General features: G+C 39.5%; 12 protein-coding genes. 5 read left to right on the top strand and 7 right to left on the bottom strand.

Annotated elements, in window-relative coordinates; translation table 11 throughout:
• Nucleotides 1-179 precede the first annotated feature (179 nt).
• Nucleotides 180-887: a LamG domain-containing protein gene (locus HMPREF9009_RS02025; protein ID WP_049701303.1), complete on the bottom strand. Its 708-nt coding sequence runs from the start codon at nucleotides 885-887 to the stop codon at nucleotides 180-182.
• A 187-nt stretch (nucleotides 888-1,074) separates the two neighbouring features.
• Complete coding sequence (locus tag HMPREF9009_RS02020) at nucleotides 1,075-5,022, bottom strand: hybrid sensor histidine kinase/response regulator transcription factor (RefSeq protein WP_049701302.1); 3,948 nt, start codon at nucleotides 5,020-5,022, stop codon at nucleotides 1,075-1,077.
• Nucleotides 5,023-5,388: 366 nt separating this feature from the next.
• On the opposite strand from HMPREF9009_RS02020, the gene HMPREF9009_RS02015 reads away from it, so the two are divergent.
• The 5 genes from HMPREF9009_RS02015 (at nucleotide 5,389) to HMPREF9009_RS01995 (ending at nucleotide 14,744) form a co-directional block, all read left to right on the top strand.
• Entirely contained in the window at nucleotides 5,389-8,349 is a 2,961-nt protein-coding gene (locus HMPREF9009_RS02015) for a SusC/RagA family TonB-linked outer membrane protein (protein WP_049701301.1), read from the top strand.
• Nucleotides 8,350-8,369: 20 nt separating this feature from the next.
• Nucleotides 8,370-10,004 carry a RagB/SusD family nutrient uptake outer membrane protein gene (locus tag HMPREF9009_RS02010; RefSeq protein ID WP_049702207.1) on the top strand — a complete coding sequence of 545 codons (1,635 nt, stop codon included), beginning with the start codon at nucleotides 8,370-8,372 and terminating at the stop codon, nucleotides 10,002-10,004.
• 23 nt (nucleotides 10,005-10,027) lie between these two features.
• Nucleotides 10,028-11,701: a BACON domain-containing protein gene (locus HMPREF9009_RS02005; RefSeq protein WP_049701300.1), complete on the top strand. Its 1,674-nt coding sequence runs from the start codon at nucleotides 10,028-10,030 to the stop codon at nucleotides 11,699-11,701.
• A gap of 60 nt (nucleotides 11,702-11,761) precedes the next feature.
• Entirely contained in the window at nucleotides 11,762-12,745 is a 984-nt protein-coding gene (locus HMPREF9009_RS02000) for a glycosyl hydrolase family 18 protein (protein ID WP_049701299.1), read from the top strand.
• A 172-nt stretch (nucleotides 12,746-12,917) separates the two neighbouring features.
• Nucleotides 12,918-14,744 carry an endonuclease/exonuclease/phosphatase family protein gene (locus tag HMPREF9009_RS01995; protein WP_049701298.1) on the top strand — a complete coding sequence of 609 codons (1,827 nt, stop codon included), beginning with the start codon at nucleotides 12,918-12,920 and terminating at the stop codon, nucleotides 14,742-14,744.
• Nucleotides 14,745-14,824: 80 nt separating this feature from the next.
• Here the strand turns inward: HMPREF9009_RS01995 and HMPREF9009_RS01990 are convergent, their stop codons facing one another.
• From HMPREF9009_RS01990 to HMPREF9009_RS01970, 5 genes are read right to left on the bottom strand one after another with little or no spacing between them, the layout of a single operon-like run.
• A complete protein-coding gene (locus HMPREF9009_RS01990; protein ID WP_049701297.1) occupies nucleotides 14,825-15,802 on the bottom strand; it encodes a fibronectin type III domain-containing protein in 978 nt (325 codons plus the stop codon).
• 23 nt (nucleotides 15,803-15,825) lie between these two features.
• On the bottom strand, nucleotides 15,826-16,833 hold the full coding sequence (locus HMPREF9009_RS01985) for a GRP family sugar transporter (protein ID WP_008642584.1): 1,008 nt from the start codon (nucleotides 16,831-16,833) through the stop codon (nucleotides 15,826-15,828).
• Between the two features lie 18 nt (nucleotides 16,834-16,851).
• On the bottom strand, nucleotides 16,852-18,372 hold the full coding sequence (locus tag HMPREF9009_RS01980) for an alpha/beta hydrolase (RefSeq protein WP_049701296.1): 1,521 nt from the start codon (nucleotides 18,370-18,372) through the stop codon (nucleotides 16,852-16,854).
• A 1-nt stretch (nucleotide 18,373) separates the two neighbouring features.
• On the bottom strand, nucleotides 18,374-19,972 hold the full coding sequence (locus HMPREF9009_RS01975; protein WP_049701295.1) for an alpha/beta hydrolase: 1,599 nt from the start codon (nucleotides 19,970-19,972) through the stop codon (nucleotides 18,374-18,376).
• A gap of 12 nt (nucleotides 19,973-19,984) precedes the next feature.
• Nucleotides 19,985-21,556, bottom strand: coding sequence for an ADP-ribosylglycohydrolase family protein (locus HMPREF9009_RS01970; RefSeq protein WP_198154751.1), 1,572 nt, complete (start codon nucleotides 21,554-21,556; stop codon nucleotides 19,985-19,987).
• Nucleotides 21,557-21,708 lie beyond the last annotated feature (152 nt).

The following is a 21,708-nucleotide window of genomic DNA, read 5'->3' as shown; positions in this document are numbered from 1 at the left end:
ACCCCCGTTACAGATTTGTAGCGAGGGCTATTTTATATTTAGAGAGCATGACTTTCATCAACTGCTCTATCCTGCGCATTGAGACAAATGTTCATGAATATCCGAGAAAGTGAAATGAACGTTGTTCTCATGGTATGTAATTGGGGGGATTTTAAGAAATGTGTGCTAAGTTCATTTATTTAGTCATGATATGTATATCTGACGAAATCAAACAATCCGGAATTTTCCTGCTGTGCCGGTTGGTCTCCAATAAATTTAAGATTCTCTACACTGCAAAAAATATGGAATGCAATGTCTTTCCCAAATTCCAGTTGAAGTTCATGTTTGGGCTCGTTGTCTATTAACCAGGTGATGTAATAGTTCCCGTTTTTTAATGTCAGATCAATTTCGAACAGATGCCATCCGGTCTTGATTACTACAGGAACGGAAGAAAAAGGATATGCCTGCGATGTCATATAAGCAATCATTTCGTCGGGAGTTGCATTTAACTCCTTGCGAACTGTATCTTTACCATATCCGACTTCAAAATCCAATTCATGTTGGTCGTCATGGTATATCCACGAACCCACGCTACATTGATCTCCTATTCCCATTTGCGGGATATGAGTACGCCAGGTATATCTTCCTGTTGTATAAATCCGTTCTACAGTGTGAACCTTTTTCCGATCCACCGAGTTAGCCCGTGTAAAGATCCGTAAGTAACCATTCTCTAATATGCATTGATTATCCGGGTTGTTATCCTGATGTCCGTATTTCCATCCATCCAGATTGTTGAAGTTCCATTCTTTGTTTGGCGGATTTTTAGTACTGATGTCATTGGTCTGTTGCTGTGCAAAGCAAAGGCCGCAAATGCATATTAGTAACAGAGTTAAATAGTAGTTTCTCATAATAATTGAATTTAAGTGTATTCGTTTTCTATCAATTGCTTGCTGCAAAAGTAGTCGAATGCTTTATTCTACTCATCAGATTTTAGTCATTTCAAATCATGAAACGTCCAAATCTGCACTGGAAATCCTAATCGCTCTGTTCCGGGGAGTATAATTTCTATATAAATGATAAACTAAAGTGCTGAATCTATTCTGATTGTTGTTGGGTGGAACCATGTTGTGCTCTGAATTGAGAAGGAGTCATTCCTTTCATTTCTTTAAATAACGTACTGAAATATCGTTGATAAGTGAAACCTACCTGCTCTGATATTTCAGTAATGCTCATGTCAGACTGAGTTAAAAGAATGATTGCTTTGTCGATTCTTCTACGATTGATATAATCGTTTGCTCCCATGCCGGTCAGTTCCTTGACCTTATTATATAAGGATGTCCGGCTCATAGCCATTTGGGCAGTCAGGAATTTTACGTCCAAATCTGGTTGAGACAGATTCTGATCGATCATTTCATTCAATTTGATCATAAATTGTTCATCCGCATTGCTGAAAGTAGCCTCTTGCGGAGACAGAATGAATTGATTGCCCCTGTATCTGGATTTAATATATTCACGATTTCTCATCTGGTTCTGGATCACGCTAAGGAGCATTTCCATTTCAAATGGTTTGGGCAAATAGGCATCGGCTCCTAATTTGTATCCTAACATCTGGCTTTCAGAATCGGCTCTGGCGGTAAGTAGAATAACAGGGATATGGCTAATATTCAGATTCTCTTTAATTTCCTTGCATAGCTGATAGCCATTCATTTGTGGCATCATTACATCACTTACTATAATGTCCGGTTGCTGTTGCTTAATAACTTCCAGCGCTACCAATCCATTTTCTGCCTGATAGATCTTCTTGAATTTATCCTTAAGAGCATTTTTTAAGAATTCTCTTAAGTCCTGTTTATCTTCTACAATCAACAGTGAGTATCCTTGTAGAGAGAAAGCCCCGGATTCTATTTTCTCTTCTTCCTCCGGAGAACTTAAAAGTTCGTTGAGGTAGGAATGTTGAGGACATGATACTTCTTGTTCTTGTAGATTAGCCGGTATTTCATAAAAGAATGTGGCCCCTCTGTCTTTATTATTGAAAGCGCCCATCCTACCTCCATGTAAGTCAATCAACATTTTAGCATAAGATAAACCGATACCACTTCCTCCCTCATTATGTTTGCCTTGGTAGAAACGGGTAAAGAGCTTCTTTATATCTACATTATCCAATCCGATTCCCTGGTCTTGTACGTGTACTTGTATACTTTCATTTGTACGGATGGTTTTTATAACAATACGAGTCTGATTAGGACTATATTTCAAAGCATTCATAATCAGATTGGAAAGAACAACTTTGCATTTAGTGTCATCATACGCGATAGATTGTATACTGTCGTCAAAGTCGTATGTAATTTCAATTTCTTTGGCTTTAGATGCAGTTTGAAATGTTTCTGCCACTTCCTGTATCCACTTGTGTAAAGGATGCGAAGAGATGTGTAGCACTTCCTGTCCTACCTCCATTTTGCGTGCATCAAGCACAATGTTGATAATATCTTTCATCTGATTTGCCTGTTTGAATGCCCCCTGTAGATATTCCGGTAGCTCGTCTTGCTTCACCTCTTTATTTAGAATTCGTTTCAGGGAAGCATAGATGAGTGTCAAAGGGGTACGTAGCTCATGGCTGATATTGATTAAGAAGCGTATTTTCTCTTCATATATCTTCTTCTCATGTTCCCGCATCTCACGTTTCAGCCGATTTTCTTTTTTTCTTATCAAACTAAAGAAGACCACTCCTGCCACTAAAAATGCAAAGAAAATGCATAGTATAATAAACCAGATAGATTTCCACCAAGGAGGTGAGACTATAATAGTTAAGATCTCTATCGGCTGGCTCCATTCACCGTTGGAGGTGTCGCAGGATACGCTGATGGTATATTCTCCTGATGCTAATGTACCCAATTCGAGTGTCTGGAGATAACTCTCGATCACCATTTTGTCTTTTCCTGTGATGACATACCGGAAAAGGTGTTTTCGGAAGGAGTTCTTTTCGTCAGCAATCACTTTAATGTTGAACGATGAATGATTCCAAGGAATCGAAATACAGTTATTATTAACCTGTTTCAGAGTTGATTTACCATTCAGTTTTACTTCAAGTAGCTTGAGAATAGGAGACGAATTACTTTCGAAAATAATATCCGTATTAATGCGTACCAGTCCCATAGTACCTCCCATATACAGATTGGGAGTACGAAGAGCAGGAATAGGGGTAAATATCAATTCGTTGGAAGGAACTCCATCGGATTCATCCAGGATAACAAAACGTTTTTCGTTGATAATATACGCAAAGAACATGTTCTGCGCTCCTATCCAGACTTTTCCTTTTTTATCATAGGCAAGGCTGGATACACTGTTGAACAAGTTGGTATGTATTTTTTCTGTTTTTCCAGTCTGTTTATTATAGAAGAGCAGTCCGAAATTACTTCCTATCCAGAAGTTACCTTTATCATCCCGGCAGGCCGATGTGAAATCATCTCCCTCTTTCATATTGACTAATGAAGATAGTTCGTTAGTTTTGAAGTTTAGTTTAAACAGGTTATTGGTTCCCATTAGATACAGATGCGTATCGTCGGAATAAATTGCCTGCATAGCTATTTGGCGTTGAATGTCTATTTGGGGTGCGTAGAGAATAGATGTTTGCCGGGTATGCTTGTTGTAGATATAGACTTTTGCTCCTAATATGTAAATATTATCTTTTGTAGCATATAGATTTACCAAATCACCGGATGAAAATTCTCTTTTCGAAATAGAGTCATTGATAATGGGAAAAGGTTGCATCTGTGCGGTTCTCTTATTAAAGGTAAATACCCCTTTATTAAAACATGATAATAAGAGCTCATTTTCAGAAAAATCTGTGATAGAGGTAACTTTCTCCCCGTATGTAGTAGGGTAATGATGAAATGTATTCGTTTTTTGGTCAAATGAGTTGATACCTCCTCCGTCTGTTCCAATCCAGAGCAATGTATCCTTATCTTCAAAGATGCTAACCACGGTACGTTCGCTAATTCCATTGGGATTGTTCAGTGGAACATCTTTATAGGTTTTGATGAACACTTTCTTAATGGCGAATAATCCTCCGTGTATACTGCCTATCCATATATTGTCCATCTGATCTTTATAAAGCCGGTAGATAGAGTTATTTGGCAAGGATTGTTCATCATCGGAAATATGTTTAAGATGAGAGAACTTCATAGTCTGGAAGTCAAGTATGTTGATACCTCCTCCGTCAGTAGCTATCCAAAGTTGGTTGTCTTTTTCAAGAAAATCAAAAATGATATCGTTGTTGAGCCCGGAGTTTTTGGTGGATAAACTGAAAAGCCTTTTCCCCTCTTTCGAGTAACAGGCTATTCCTTTGCCATAGAATGATACCCAAAGCCGGTTTTGAGAGTCAACAAATATGGTGTTTATCTCGCGCTCTTTTACAAATGGACATCGATACATTTTCTTTTTTGTCAAGTCGTACATCCAAAGCCCGTCTTTTTTACTGCTGGTTATCAGCACATCGGGACTCCACTGAAAGATGCGGTTGATACATTTTAACTTGTCTCCATCGATGTCGGGGAAGATCGTCGTAATACTTTTATCCGTCAGATTGTATTGGTATAAAGTTTCTTCTCCTCCAAACAGGAAATTGTCACCTATTTGAAGATAAGACCAAGCGTTAAATGGCTTCCCGTTATATTTCAATGGCTGAAACTGATTTTCTGCTTTATTGTAGATGGCAATTCCTTTATTGGTAGAAACGTATAAATCGCCTAAACGATCCTCTGTAATAAAACGAATGAAATTGTCGGGCAATGAGTTGGGCTGCTCCCGGTCATGAAAATAACTTTTCAGTTCAGATTGGTCATAACTATTTAATCCCCATTTGGTACCTATCCATATGACTCCTTGATGATCTCTGTAAATGCACTGCACTCTTGATTGTGACAATCCCTGTTCCAAAGAAATTTGTCTGAAGTAGTAGTCTTGTTGTTCAGCCTTGGTAGAAAGAACAAAGAATAATATCCAGATTAGAAAAGAATACCTCTTTAGTACGTGTGCTTTTGACATAGTTATGTTCTTTTGATAGAGCAAATATAAAAGAAGTTATGAAACTGTACAATAGATTTCATCTTCTTTTGTCCACAAAGCTCATTAGATAGCTAGAAAGGATATTCAGAATGATCCTTTTGAACAGTAGCGGACTAATTATGGATGTTATTTGATCTCTATTTCCATGCTTTGCGCCTATATTTGCACAGTTAACACTAAATACGAAACGTATTGAACCTTAAAAAAAGACTATTTACTATGAATACATCCTAAAACTGTAGAATGAAGAGGCGGAGTAATGTTGGGAACATTTTAAATGCCTTGACTTGTATCTAAAATTCCTAAAAATCTAATATCATTATATTCTAACTAAATGAAAAGTATATGGAGAATCTAAGAAAAACGCTTGGCTGCTTGCTACTATTTCTTTTTGCAGCAGTTACATCTACTTATGCACAGGTTGCAAAGCAGTATTCGGGTACGGTTACGGATGCCGACAGCAATGAACCTGTCATCGGTGTCAACGTAACCCTTAAAGACGCACAAACAGGTACCGTAACGGATCTTTCCGGAAAATTCTCGATTAGTGCTCCTGTTGGGTCTACACTATTGTTTTCTTATATCGGATACGTGACTAAAGAGGTTAAACTGGGAACGAATACCAGTTTGAAGATTACAATGCAGGAGGATCAGAACCAATTGAGTGAGGTAGTGGTCATCGGATATGGTGTAGTGAAAAAATCAGATATAACCGGTGCTGTGGCTTCTGTTTCTTCCAAACAATTTAAGGATCAGCCGGTAAAGCGGGTGGAAGATATTCTGCAAGGACGTACTGCAGGTGTGGCAGTGACGAGCGTAAATGGTTTACCTGGTGGTACAGTTAAAGTTCGTGTTCGTGGTACCACTTCTCTTAATACCAGCAATGACCCCCTGTATGTCATTGATGGTATTATGTCTGGTGGACTGGATGTAAATCCAGCCGACATTCAATCTATTGAAGTTCTGAAAGATGCTTCGGCAACAGCTATTTATGGCTCACGCGGCGCTAATGGTGTGGTGTTGGTAACTACTAAAAAAGGGGTGGAAGGTAAAGTGCAGATTTATGCAGATGTGGCTATAGGTGTATCGAACATCCTTAAAAAATATGACTTACTGAATGCTTATGAATATGCGACTGCATTGAAGGAGTATAATGGTATCTCATTTGCAGATGATGAGATGGAAGCCTATAAGAATGGTTCCAAAGGCATTGACTGGCAGAATTTGATGTTGCAGACCGGTATTAGCCAAGATTATAAATTAGGTATTTCGGGTGGAACGGCTAAAAATAAGTATCTTATTTCAGCCAATGTATTGAATATGACAGCCATGACCATCACGACCAAGTATCAACGTGCACAGTTGCGGATAAATTTGGATAATGAACTCACTAAGTGGTTGACACTTTCTACCAAAATTAATGCTTCACGTACTCACAGTCACAATGGGGGCATTGACATTATGAACTTTCTGAACTATTCTCCTACGATGGAAATGAAAGATCCGGTGACGGGCGTTTATAATATGGACCCTTATAATTCAGTAAACGGAAACCCTTATGGTGCCCGTGTGGCAAATTATGGCGATTCATATGTGTATGCTTTGAATACTAATATGGATTTGACTTTCAAAATAATGAAAGGGTTGACATTGTCTGTACAGGGTGCCGCTAATTACTCTCATGTTCCGAGTTACTCTTTCACCTCGTCGTTAGCAAAACCCGGACAAATTAGTGGTATGGAAAATGCGAGCAGGATGAATCTATTCTGGCAGAATACCAATAATGTGACTTATAATACAAGTTTCGGCGATCATCATTTGACTGCAACCGCTGTATTTGAAGCAAGTGGTGCCGAAGGCAGAAATCTAAAACTGACCGGTAGTGATTTAGCCAATGAATTTGTTGGTTATTGGAATGCAAAAAATGCAAAGACACGCGATGGAGAAAATGGCTATTCCGCAGAAGCTATTGTGTCCGGGCTTGGTCGAATTATGTACAATTACAAAGGGAAGTATATGCTGACAGGTACTTTCCGTGCCGACGGTTCATCTAAGTTTCAGAAGAAGAATAAATGGGGATATTTTCCGTCAGCAGCTGTTGCTTGGGATGTTGCTAAAGAAAACTTTATGAGCAAACAAAACATTGTCCAGCAATTGAAACTAAGAGCCAGTTTTGGTGTTGTTGGTAATCAAAGTATCGGTGCTTACACAACATTGGGTATGTTGGCTCCTACAAATTATGACGGTTATGGTAGCGATGCAATCCATACCGGTTATTGGACTGGAAATCTCGCTACACCGGATGTAACTTGGGAAAGCACCTATCAGTATAACATAGGTTTGGACGCCAGTGTTTTAGACGGTCGCTTGAGTTTTACAGCCGAATGGTTCCGAAAGGATACTAAGGACCTGTTGCTTCGCAAACCTGCTCCTCAGTATAACGGAGGTGGCTCTTTCTGGGTCAACCAAGGTGAAGTTAGAAACTCTGGTGTTGAATTCACCATTACAGCTACTCCTTTGACAGACAAAGATATATTTGGTTGGGAAACATCGCTGAATGCATCTTATTTAAAGAATAAGATAATCGATCTGGCAGGTAGTGATTTTATCGTTGGGGAGAATTATACAAGTATTGGCGGTGGTCCCATTCAAATTAAGAAAGTAGGGTATCCGATTGGTTCTTTCTATCTTTATGAATGGGCAAACTTTAATGATCAGGGCGCCAACTTGTATAAACATCAATCTAATGGAAGTTTGACAACCAATCCGGGTGCTGACGATCTGGTTACTAAAGGGCAGGCCGAGCCTAATTGGACTTTCGGATGGAATAATACATTCACTTGGAAAAACTGGACGCTCAATCTCTTTATCAATGCTGCATTAGGACAAGATAGACTGAACGTAAGCCGCTATGCGATGGGATCTATGACAGGTGTATATCGCTTCATCTCTTTATCCGATGCTTATTACAAAAGTTGGGATAAAGTAGCCAATAAAGCAGATGCTGTGTATGCAAGTCATAAAAATTCAGATAATAGAAACTATCCTGATTCCGATTTCTGGCTTGAAGATGCATCATTTGTGAAACTGAAAAATATAAGCCTTACGTATAATATTCCTAAGAAGATAACGAAAGTAGCCGATATTCAACTGTCGGTCAGTGCTCAAAACCTGTTTACATTAACGAAATACACAGGTATGGACCCAGAAGTGTACAGTGAATCCGATTATGGCTTTAATGGTGTGGATATGGGATCTTATCCTGTTCCAAGAACATTCACTTTTGGTATGAAACTTAACTTTTAATCTTTTAACTATACATGGATATGAAAACAATATATAGAATATTCAAATCTGTCGGACTAGCATTGATAGCACTTTGGATGGTGTCTTGCCAGGATTTACTGACAGAAGATCCTAAAGGGCAGTTGGCGGTAACTAATTTCTTCAATTCAAAAGGTGATCTGGACTTGGCTCTGAATGGAATGTATTCCAAAGTTGCGAGTGATATGTATGCAAATATCTGGGCAGGTTTCGAATCAGTGATGGGTGATGATATTTCTACACACCCTGCAGCTAATAAACAGGGGTTGCGTGAGGTAGATACTTATAATGTTTCGGACAATAACACTTGGGTGACTGAATTGTGGGGAGCTCGTTGGAGATTAGTAAAAGCTGCTAATTTCATTATAGATAATGCCGGACGAACTCCGGAGGTGAGCCAGGAAGAGAAAGATGCAGCCATTGGACAAGCTTATTATTGGCGCGCCTATTCTTATTTTTACTTTGTAATGGCTTGGGGAGAGGTACCTATGGTTGTGAAAGATGAAATCAATTACAACATGCCATTGGCAACCGTTCCTGAAATTTACGAGCTGATTGTATCTGATCTGAAAAAGGCAGAAACAATGGTCCCTGCTAATTATACTAAAGAACCCTACGCAAGAAATGGGGTAAACATTGCTGTTAGTCAAGGAGCTGTAAAAGCAACATTGGCTTATGTGTATATGGCAATGGCGGGATGGCCGTTGAACAAAGGAACAGAATATTATCAACTGGCCGCTGCAAAGGCAAAAGAAGTAATCGATGCTGCGAAGAAAGGTACTTACTACTACAAATTATTACCTGATTACAAGCAAGTATATTCGATGGAGTATAATAAAAATAATCCTGAAGTGTTACTTGGCGTTTACTATAATTTGGGAATAGATGCACTTACCAATGCCCCTTTAGCTGATTTCCTGGCAGACTATGCTTATGGTGGCGGTGGATGGGGAGATACGAACGGAGAAATTAAATTCTGGTATGATTTCCCGGAAGGCTCACGCAAAGATGCATCTTATTTCCCGAAAATCATACTGAAGAATGAAACGAAGTTGCGTGATTGGTGGGAAGACCCCAATCCGGAAGCGCCGCGTGTGGTTGTTGCTCCCTGTTTCATGAAGAAAGTAGAAACGACCACTGGAGAAGAATTCGATTATACGAATCCGAAGATTTCGATGAATCAGAATGGAGAAAAGACGCATCAGATTATTCGCTTGGCAGAAGTATATTGCTGGTATGCCGAAGCTGTAGGTCGTTCCAAAACAGGTAGTATCACGGAAGCTGTCAACTTATTGAATGAGGTACGTAACCGTGCCAATGGATCTGTTGTTGCAGAGCGGGATATCTATAAGACAACCATGTCGTATGATGAACTGGCAGAAGCTGCCTATAATGAACATGGTTGGGAAATAGCCGGATATTATTGGGGAAATATTGCCACTAGAGCGAGGGATATGTTTCGCATGAATCGCATTAAAGATCATTTTGAATACAGAAAATTAAATCCGGAGATTGAAGTGGCTCCCGGAGTCTTCAGGAAAGAAGCTGTTTCTGTATCAGGTACGTGGAATGACAGTAAAATGTATCTTCCCCGTCCTTTTGTAGATTCGTCTATTAATCCGAATTTGAAGAACTGAATGAAACAATAAAAACAATCATTATGAAACTAAGATATTTATATTTAGCAATAGGTGTATTATGTAATGCCTCTTTAGTATCATGCGGTGATAGCTTCAAAGAGAAAACAGAGATTGTTGCATGCGGAATCTCTACAAATGCTTTAACATTCGGAGTCTCTTCTACTGAAGTTCAGACTGTAGATATTACGTCAGAAGCAGCTTGGGAAGTAGCAGTGGATCAGGCAGGTGGTAATTGGCTTACAGTTTCTCCCTTGAAAGGAACTGGTAATGGTACGCTAACAATTGCTGCTGATAAGAATAACGGCCCAAAACGCAGTGCAACCTTGACCATAGCGGCGAAAGGTGCTGAACTTCGAACTATCACAGTTATTCAGGATGGCTATAAAGGAACCATTTATAATTACGGTGACTTTACTGGATTGCAAAAGACGGGGCTTGTGGCAGGGATCAATCCGATCACTATCGTAGATAATGACGAATGTGAAGATGGAAAAGCGTTAAGAATCTATACCCGGGCAGGTGAAGAGTATGAAGGTACTAATGGGGACCGTTTCAAGGTGCAGACAACAACGCAATTCGGATCAGGTCGTTATGAATGGAGGATATATGTCACTAAATTCGGAATGAATGACCGGGCTAGTATTGGAGCATTTTTATATTTTGACGATGGGCATGAATTGGATTTTGAAATTTGTTCCGGTACAGCTGCAGACCGTGCAGCACATAGTGCCGGACCAGATGATATGCTGTGCCTTGTGACTAGTCAGGCTAATCCTTTTTTCTCTGAATTCACGCCTATTAAGGGGGATGCTTGGCATACATTTGTTTTGGATTTGAAGTTAGAGAATAAGAAATATCTGGCGGAATGGTCGGTTGATGGTAAGGTTTTAAAGAGGGCACAATTAGATTATGGTGAAGAGGCTTATTTCCGTGCTATATCTAGTGTCGAGAATCTTTATGGTATGGGCGATCATGCGGCAACTCAAGAAAATTATGCCTTATTTGATTATCTTGAATATGTTCCTTATGATTATTCAATGAAGCCGATTATCGAAGGTCAACTTCCTCCCGAACCAGAGGGAACAACAGTGAAGTGGGACTTTGAGGAAGCTGGTTTTGTTCCTGTTGGATGGACTAACAATGGAGGAACGATTGCGGATGGAAGTTTGAATCTATCTAACGGAAATAACTTCGTTTATAGTCCGGAAGTGGGAGCTGGAAAATATACATGGGAAATAGATGTTCCTTTGGTAGGGGTAGGTGAAAAGTGGTTGGCAGGTGGTAATATCGCTGCAACTAACGCTGAAGAAAGGTCATTCTCTATGTTTGTTTTCTCGGGTACTGAAAATGATCGTGCGGCTTGTACGGTTCCTCCTGTTCCAGGTCAGATGCTGGTACGTTGTTATACGGAAGCTATGGGAGTTTACGGTGTACCTATTGATCCGGGTAAACACACTTTGACTATTGACCTTAGACTTAATGCAGATGGTGCATATTGGGCGGCATGGATTATAGATGGTGAAGTGGCGAAAACATTTACTACTTGGTATACTCCGGCACAGTTTAAATTTGGATTCTCAATGATGACCTTTGCTGATGGAGGTGGCTGGCAAGGAGATAAGCCTACTGCAAAGACATATACAGTCAAATATGACTATATAGAATATAAGAAGTATAATTATGATGAAGAATAACAGTTTACTTTACATTCAATGAGGTATTTAAGCATAATTGGAACAGCTATATGCTGTGTAATGTTGGTAATGACGAGTGTTTCCTGCAAGCAGGAAACACTCTCTTCCACCACCCTGGAGAAGAAAGTAGCTCCTTGGTATGTCTATATAGATGGAAGCTCTTTTAAGGATATAGAGCCAGTGAAAGAGATTATTAGTTCCATTAGCGTTTTCGGGAATCCTCCGAAATCATTTATCGATGAATGTCATCAGAATCATATCGAAGTATATCAGGCTGTAGGTGGGAATGAAGAAACGATTGATACGCCACAGAAAAGAAAGGCACTTGTTGAAAAGTATGTAAGCGATTGCAATGCAAACGGATATGATGGAATAGATCTTGATCTCGAACATTTGAGCCCTGATATTCAGGATGCATATACCGAATTCCTGAAACTGGCTTCAAAAGAACTCCATGCTGTTGGAAAGAAATTAAGCCATTGCGTTAGTTTTTATCCGGCTTTGTATCAGGATAACGAAACTAAGATGTTTCACGATCCGGCAGTTTTGAATACTACCTGCGACTTAGTTAGAGTGATGTGTTACGATATGTATTTTGCACCTGGGATAGATAAGCCCGAGCTCAAACATAGGGATGATTGTATGGGCATTGGGCCTACGTCTAATTATCTATGGACTAGAGAGGCGATGCTTTTCTGGATGAAACATATTCCAAATGATAAATTAGTGATGGCGTTGCCTGCTTATGCAAATGATTATGCTGTAACTGGCGGCATCAAAGGAAGGCAGATTTACCAATCTGTGCCTGACAGTATAAATGGAATTTTGCCTTCTCCTACCTGGTTATGTTATGAAAAGGTAAACATGTATCTGTATGATGGTACTGATGGTAATCGGCATCTGTTTTATGCAAGTGATGCCAGAAGTACGGAAGCGCTACTTGAACTAGCTGATGAACTGGGAATCTCTCAAATCGGTTTTTGGCACTTTAATAGCGTAGATCCGCAAATGTGGGATACTACCGCAAAGTGGCAAAAGAAATAATAAGATAATAAATCGACCTTGTAAATAATATAGCTTTATTCTCATCCCCCCATTTAGAGAAAAGTTATTCTTAACAATAAGAGGCCGCAAAGGTATGAATCCATATCTTTGTGGCTTTTTATTTTTTTCTTACTTTTGGGGGAACTTAACATAACCCCCAAAAATGAAGAACATGAAAAAGATCTTTTTACTCATTTCCGTCATCCTATTTATTTTTCCAGTACAGGCTCAACATACATTGAGACTGATGACTTATAATATTAAAAATGCGAACGGCATGGATGATATTTGCAGTTTTCAACGGGTAGCCAATGTGATAAATAATGCTTCTCCTGATGTCGTGGCTATACAAGAGGTAGACAGTATGACCTGTCGGAGCGGACAGAAATATGTGCTGGGTGAGATAGCTGAACGTACACAGATGCATGCCTGTTTTGCACCTGCCATAGAGTTTGATGGAGGCAAATATGGAATCGGACTGTTGACAAAGCAAGTTCCGCTACGTTTACAAGCTATCCCTTTGCCTGGTAGAGAAGAGGCTCGCACCTTGATTCTGGCAGAATTTGAGGATTATATTTATTGTTGTACTCATCTGTCATTAACGGAAGAAGATCGTATGAAATCTTTGGAAATAGTGAAGTCATTGATTGCTTCCTATAAAAAGCCTCTTTTTCTAGCCGGAGATATGAATGCTGAACCGGAATCCGATTTCATCAAAGAATTGCAAAAGGATTTTCAAATACTCTCCAATCCGGAAAAGCATACTTATCCTGCTCCCGATCCAAAAGAAACCATTGATTATATTGCCGCATCAAAGCAAAACACTACCGGATTTGCTGTCATATCTGCGAGAGTAGTTAATGAGCCAATGGCTTCCGACCATCGTCCCATACTTGTGGAATTGCGTACTGCTGAAAAGGCAGACAAGATATTCCGTACTAAACCTTATTTACAGAATCCTGTGGGTAATGGCATTACTGTGATGTGGGAGACAACCGTTCCTTCTTATTGCTGGGTGGAATATGGTACAGATACTACCCGGCTGGAACGTGCGCGTATGATTGTTGACGGTCAGGTGGTCTGCAATAACAAGCTGCATAAAATACGTATAGATGGCTTACAGCCCGGACAGAAATATTATTATCGTGTGTGTTCGCAAGAGATGTTGCTTTATCAGGCATATAAAAAGGTATTTGGAAATACAGCACAATCGACCTTCAGTGAATTTACTCTTCCTGTTGCTGATACAGAGTCTTTTACCGCTATTGTTTTTAATGATTTGCATCAACATGCCAATACTTTCCGTACTCTATGTAAACAAATACAGGATGTTAAGTATGATTTTGTTGTTTTCAATGGTGACTGTGTGGATGATCCTGTGGATCACGAGCAGGCAACCACATTTATCAGTGAACTGACCGAAGGAGTGTGTGGCGATCGCATACCGACTTTCTTTATGCGTGGCAACCATGAAATCCGCAATGCCTATTCTATCGGTTTGCGTGATCATTTTGATTATGTGGGAGATAAAACTTATGCCTCTTTTAACTGGGGAGACACCCGTATCGTCATGTTGGATTGTGGAGAAGATAAACCGGACGACCATTGGGTATATTATGGCTTGAACGATTTTACCCAATTGCGTAATGAACAGGTTGATTTTCTGAAAAAAGAACTGTCTGCCAAAGAATTCAAGAAAGCAAAGAAACGTGTCCTTATTCATCATATTCCGCTTTACGGTAATTATGAAAAGAATCTCTGTGCGAATCTTTGGACTAAATTATTAGAAAAAGCACCTTTCAATATCAGCCTGAATGCACATACCCATAAATACGCTTACCATCCGAAAGGGGAACTGGGTAATAATTATCCAGTTATTATTGGTGGAGGATATAAGATGGACAGTGCTACGGTGATGATTCTGGAGAAGAAGAACGATGAATTGAGGATTAAGGTGCTGAATGTAAGGGGAGAGGTTTTACTGGATATAACTGTTTAAAGTCTCTAATAACTTTATAAAAAATGGAGGTGCGCCAGACTTTTAGACGCACCTCCATGAATTAGTTATTTTATAAAGTGCTATTCGGAAAAATATGTATAATAGAAATTTTCTATATATCCGTCATAGTTTTTGCTTTCCTCTTTGATACAACTGTTCTCGTCATATTCAAATGTGTAAGTAGCTGTACTGGATGAATGTTGCCAACCACTGCTCGTATGGCAATTAGCCGAAGCTTTTCCAAAGAGACCAGTTTCAATCAGCCAACGACTAGCTCCACTGCTTTCCGCATAGATGCAATGTGCTCCGCTTACATTAGGTACGGCAGAATAGGTCTGAACTTTAAACTGCTCTACTCCATCTGAAAATCTGGTCCATTGCATAATATTTCCATTTTCTATGGTGATGTTAGATGCAATATTACCATTCTTTTCAACTTTGGTCATGTAGCCATTCTCATCATAAGTATATTCGTAAGTGTTGGAACCATCTACAAAAGTTGCAACATAACCTTGGTCATTTAAAGTCATGTTATATGCGTTCTTACCTGTCACTGTGATATTATTTCCGTCATAAGCAAAGAGCCATTCTCTATCCAATTCTCCTTCATATAACCTGTATACACGTTTTACAGTACCATTATCATTATATTCGTAATACCATTTATCCCAGTCGTCCGCAAAAGTGGCTATCCGATAAACTGTTACTTCAGAGGTTGTTGTAAAAGTGATTTCTGCATAGTCTGAATCTTCAAAATAGATTGATCCGGTTTTTTGAGCTTTTACTTTGAATGTATAACTTTTTTCCGGCTCTAAACCTGTCAGTTGAATTGTATTTTGGTCAGTACTTTGTTCACTACCGTTGTTCAAACTATAAATATAAGCTGTTGCGTTTCCTATGGCTTTCCATGTAATAACAGCAGAACTCTCTTTTACATCAGGAACAGTAACTTCCGGTTTATCCAGAACGTTTGTACTGGGATGATTGTCGTCATCACTGCAAGCAGTCGTACCTAGTACTACTGCCAGCATGGCTAATAAGTAAAAATACTTTTTCATGTTGTTCTATTTAAGGTTAATAATTAGTTTCCGGCAACTACTATCATTCCCAAACCAACCAGGAAGAAGATAAACATCAAGGCCAGTAGTTGATTAACAGATTTCGTTGAACCTTTAAATTCTTTCCAGATAAATACTCCCCAAATAGCGGCAATAAGTGGTGCGCCTTGTCCTAGTGCATAAGATACCGCCGGACCAGCTTCGCCTGATGCGATATAACTGAACGCGGAACCAAGTCCCCATATCGCTCCACCAAGCATTCCGCATATATGAGTTTTCGTGTTTCCTTTAAAGTATTCGGAGTAGCTGACTTTTTCTCCGACAAAAGGATATTTCATTACTAATGTGTTGAAAACAAAATTGCTTAGTAATACGCCTATTGAAAAAACAAAGATAGCAGAGTAAGGAGTCATCATTCCTATGGCAGGAGAATTGAAGTTTTCTACGTCCATACCTTTCACTACGAACCTGTAGAACAAAGACATCAGTACACCGGCAATTAATGCAATGATAATTCCCTTTTTGTTGTTTTTCCTGCTTTCTTCTCCCTTTTGCATTTTTCCGGAAGCCACTCCATTGCAAATGATAGCAATAACAATGAGAGCTACACCGCCAAATAAAAGCAAAGGATTACCAGTTGGAATTCCCAGATAATTGACGATTACCCCTAATACCAATGCAATGCCAACTCCTAAAGGAAAAGCAACAGACATACCAGCCAAGGAAATAGACGCTGAAAGAAGAATGTTTGAAGCATTAAATATTACGCCCCCCAAGATAACCCAACCAATGCTGTCTCCTGATGCTTGTCCCAGATCTTCCAGGAATGAACGTCCGGTATCTCCATGACTACCCATTGTGAAGCCTAGTAAGATGGTGAACAATACCATTCCAATCACATAATCCCAATAAAAAAGTTCATAACGCCAATTTTTGGAAACTAGTTTTTGGGTATTACCCCAGGAACCCCAACAAATCATGGTTACGATGCAGAATATAACTGCCAATAAATAACTGTTTACTGTGAACATACTATTAGTATTTAATTGTTAAACATGAATTCTGTTATTTAAATATAGTATCCAATCTTCCCAATAAGTGAAAACATTGGCTTCCTTACATTTTCTTGACCGGAACTCATGTTCCAGGTCCGATTCTTTCAAAAGGATATGTATATTACTACTAAAACCATATTCTTTTGATTCGGGGAGTATCTCTATCCAGCATCTGGGATATCTTTTGTAAGAGTTGACTGCTTTTATAAGATTTTGAGCATCATTCTCGTTGCCGATGGCATTAACACAGACTATGCCGGTAAACAAATTTTCTCTCTGAATGGCTTCTATACCTTCTTTGATATTATCTCCCAAAGTGATTAAAGCCCGCATACGTTGGGAACCTCTGATGCCGGAGAGTTGCTTTTCTATATCAGAAATTGTTTCTGACAGGTCTGTGTTAGCTTTTACGAAACTAAGAACTGCAGGCCATGTTTTATTCTCATCTACCATTTGATGAAACTGACTGACGAGAACCTTTTGCTGTTGTTCGTTAATTTCTCCCTGTACATAGATAATAGGATATTTTCTTGTGCTTCCTTGAGCCTGTTCCGGATAATAGACCGTTGCATTGGCTGTTTGGATAAACGGAGTCTCATTCGGAAGACTACTCTCACTATTTCCTGACTGCTTCCCATTGAAATATTCGTTTATGAATCTGAATGCTTTGGGCAGTGCAGTATTCCAGCAGGTGAAATCATGTCCTCCTGAACGTACTTCCCATTCATGAGGTATTTGTCTTTCCAGTAATAATCGGTGCAGTTCTTCATTACTTTCGCAAAGAGTACCTTCTTTATCTCCAATATCCAGCATGATGCCAAATCCTTTTAAATCGGAATTGCGGAGGGTGGAAAGAATGTGGTAGGGTGAATGTTGTTTATAGTAACTGGTTAGGCGCTGCTTACCATTCTTTCCCACTCCTCCGAAAATCCGTCCCCATTGATTGTCCCATCCTTTTTGTGGCCCTTCTTCTATGTATTGTTTTTCTGTACGGATGGATGGCGATAACGCAACGACAGAGCCGAATAAGTGGCGGTTGCGCAGACTAACGGATAATGCTCCGAATCCTCCCATAGAGAAACCAATGATCGAACGTCCATTAATATCCTTGCGAGTGCGATAGTTGTTATCTATATATGGAACCAGTTCTTTGATAAAGAAAGTTTCATAAAGGGAGCTGCTATCATAAGTGTCACTGTAATAAGACAGGTAACCGTCAGGAATAACCATAATGAAAGGTTGAATCTTTCCTTCTTTTATCATTTTGTCCATTACACGGGCAACGTTGCCGTATTCGAGCCAACTGGTATAATCACCTCCTATTCCATGAAACATGTATAAGACTGGATATTCTGTATCTGAATGTTCATAACCTTCCGGTAAGATAATGGAGTAGGAGACTTCTTGCTTTAGGGACGGACTGTAAATACTCATCCCTTCTTTTTCTATGGGAAGTGCCCAAGCTCCATCTATACCTGATAGAAATAGGATAATATATAACAGTATCTTCTTCATATTATTTCTTTATTAACTGTTCACCAATATAATAACTCATTGAATAAATACCTGTTTGGGCGGACTGTTCACTATCCAGTCCGTTTCTGACACGATATTGCACCGGAGCTTCTGCACCTCGCAATCCATTGAACAGAGTAAAGATGCTATTGTAGTTGCTGCCTTCGTCTGTTATGTCCAAATAATAGATTTTGGCACGATTTTCGGCAGAAAGGTTGATAATATCTGCGTCTTCTGCAAAGAAAAAGTTGATAGCAGGGGCATTGCCTGTTGACTGATTGTATAAGTAATCAGCTTCTGAACCGTATGTTAATCCTAATCTGAAATCTGCATTGCTTTCCGTATGAACCGTCTTTTCCACAGCATCGGTAATAGCTGAAAAAATTGTTTCATTTTGAATCATTTCTTTCACATTAAAACCTGCGATTATCATACGTTTGATTTGCATAAGAGAATCTAATGCCACTGCCACCTTCTTTGTTGTAAGATCAACATTACCTTCTCCTTTGCTGTAATAAAGAACTTTGTAAGTTAGTTCGGAATTGTAGTCATCCGGTAACCATAGTTCGATATTGGAATTACCTACTTTTATGTTTTTATTAGTAGCATGTAATTCCTCTGTGAATTTTTTCAGAGTTTCCTGCGGATAGTTTTCTCCTTTGAATGAACGTTCGATAAAAGGCAGTGCCTCTTTCATGGATTCACGCCAATAACTGTCAGTGTGGGCACCGTTCCGTACACGATATTCGTGCTTGATATTTTTGTCCCGTAATAGAGAATGTAATTCACCGTTTCCTGCATATAGTCTTTCTTCATCATCACCGCAGTCTATGTAATACCGTACTGTTTGAAATGTGGAACTTGGTTTATCCTTGAAAAAGTGTAGCGGACATTGGCTTTTATAATAGCTTGTCAGCCTGCCTGTTCCTGTCTGGCCGCTTCCTCCGAAGTTGTTTCCCCATTGAAGATTCCAACCGTCTTGTGACAAAGAGATGTATTGTTCATCTGTATTTAGAGAGGGACTTAATCCTATTGATACCGAGAATGTTTCAGGATGTTGCGATGCTATACTTAATGCCCCGAAACCTCCCATAGAGAATCCGGCAACAGCTCTTTCCGTCTTACTGGCTGTTGTTCGGAACCGCTTATCAATCAGGGGTACGAGTTCATTAATGAACATATCCATATAGTTGAACTTTCCGTCATAGCGGTTGCAAAAATAAGTGTTGAAACCTTCCGGCATGATGTAGATCAATGGGCGAATACTACCATTGCTGGTTTGCGCATCAGCTATGCTTTGAATATTCAGACCTGAAGGTCCCCATGAACTTTGGTTCCCTCCCCAGCCATGTAGAAGGAAAACTACTCCATATTTACCCGTACTTTCCGATAGATACTCTTGAGGCAGTAATACGGAATATTTGATTTCTTGTCCTAATATTTTGCTGTAAAAACTTTGATCGGGATTATAGCGTTTGGTAAACAGTTCCGGTGTATCGGTCTGTTCGCCTTCGGACGGACTGTTATCATCAGACGAACATGATGACAATCCGTAGGAAAATAATAATAAGGCTAATAATAGGAGTAGTTTTTTATTCATGGCTTCTCTCTTTTATTTATAAGGATTGATTGGCTCTGCCGGTGTGGATGAATAAACCACCATGTCTTTACATTGAACGGCATATTTTTCATTTGGATTAATCCATTTAATAACCAGTTTGTGAGGTCCTTCCTCTAAATCATAATTATAGAAAATGTCATACTTTCTTTTTATGTAGTCATAAGGCATTTCTATGGTTTCTACTTTCTTGCCGTCAATGTAGGCCTCCAGGATGGCGATGTAATTGTCATTACTATCTTTAACATCTTGTCTGATCATCCCCATTAAAACAACTCCCTTGCCATTGAACTCAAATGTTTTTTCTGTACCGAGATCATATTTGATAACTCTTCTTTCAGAAGGATATAAGCCTTCAAAAGAAACTTCCCATGCTACGGTTTTTGGCTTCTGAATCGTGGTATAGTATTTATCTCCTTTTATTTTTCCTCCGTTTGCTTTTAATACATCACTCAATAGTTTGAGATTAATGTCGTATACAGAACTTAAAGAGATATCTGTGTAAGGGAACTTAATATTTTCACATCTTTCGAGTGCCGGTTTCCAGTATTCGGGGATAGCCTTGTAGCCTTGTATGACTCCAAGAATTCCTGCGGCAGTTGCCGGGTTACAGTCGGAATCTTGTCCGCAACGAGTGGCTATATCCATTGTTTTGAAAAAGTCGCCGTTGCCATATAAAAGTCCCATCACACAGTAAGCCGCATTGATAGTGGCGTCAATGTTAAATGCATTGAATACCCCTTCCGGGCAGCCAATCTCAAAAGCATGACGGTTTTCTATTTCCAGCCAGCATTTACGCCAGTCATCGGGATATTGTTTCCAATATTTAATAACGTCTGTGATGCAACGGTGAAATTTACTTTGTTCGGGTATTGTTTTAAGAGCTTCCGTGACAATTGTATAAATGTCGTTATTTACGTAAGCCAATGCATACATTGCTCCCATGTATACACCTCCATACCATCCGTCGCCGTAATTCATGATATGTCCTATCTTGTCCGAAAAATCGGAGGCGGTATTTACCATCCCCGGACATATCATTCCAATGAAGTCTGCTTCAATCTGGAAATCAATATCGTCAGCGTGCGGATTATTTTTCCAATGTCCGGATGCCGGTGGCATAATACCGTGTAATATGTTATATCTGGCTGCCTGGTTGGCATGCCATAATTTATAATCTGCATTTGCAAAGGCTTTGGCAAATGATTCGGCAGGGGCATTTATCCCTTCTTTTTGCATTACTTCCAGAAAGGTAAGATCCATATATACATCATCATACAATCCCGGATCTTCTGCAAAGATGTCCTTGCAATAGTCATCATACCAGATTATTGGAGTTTTCTCATGAATGATCGCTCCTCTGTATTTAAATTCGGTAGGACCGCCATAGGTGCATCCTATGGTTTGTCCGGCCCAGCCTCCTTTAATTTTGTCGAGCAGTACATCTTTACTTATTTCAACTGTTTTTCCATATTCTATTTGTGCCATTCCCGATATGGAAAAGGTAAACCTCAAATCCGCAACTAAGCTCTTCAGCGTCCTTCTTGCGTCTAAACGTCCTCTCATCACTGAATTAGCAGATAAATTGAGGCTGAAATACCCACTTCTGCCCACAATATCCCCTTGCCCCACTATGCGACTTGAGGCAATACGCAGTATCATACCCATAAGTTGTAGGCGTTATCCAAAATCAGTCTGAAAAATATCTGCGTAAGCAT

Source organism: Bacteroides sp. 3_1_13 (genome assembly GCF_001185845.1).
Classification (GTDB): domain Bacteria; phylum Bacteroidota; class Bacteroidia; order Bacteroidales; family Bacteroidaceae; genus Bacteroides; species Bacteroides xylanisolvens.
The sequence above is the reverse complement of the archived record's forward strand: the minus strand, read 5'-3'. Positions and strand labels throughout refer to the sequence as shown.